Source organism: Pantoea wallisii (assembly GCF_002095485.1).
Classification (GTDB): domain Bacteria; phylum Pseudomonadota; class Gammaproteobacteria; order Enterobacterales; family Enterobacteriaceae; genus Pantoea; species Pantoea wallisii.
In genome coordinates, this window is record NZ_MLFS01000149.1 from 1 (window position 1) to 227 (window position 227).

The 227-nt window shown below is 47.6% G+C and carries 1 tRNA gene; it reads left to right on the top strand.

Annotated features, from left to right (window positions below):
- Positions 1-17: 17 nt before the first annotated feature.
- Positions 18-93 (top strand) — tRNA-Gly (locus tag HA48_RS22005).
- The last annotated feature ends 134 nt before the right edge of the window (positions 94-227 follow it).

Sequence of the window (227 nt, forward strand, 5' to 3'; positions counted from 1 at the left end):
CTTTGAAAGACGATTAAGCGGGAATAGCTCAGTTGGTAGAGCACGACCTTGCCAAGGTCGGGGTCGCGAGTTCGAGTCTCGTTTCCCGCTCCAGTTTTTTGCAGTACACCATCCAAATCACGGATTAAGTCGTTAGCGTGAACGGTTGTGACATAAATACCCGAAAATAACTTTCTGGTACGCAAGTCGCTCTACAGCCAGCACCATGACAGACTTAAATACGAAGA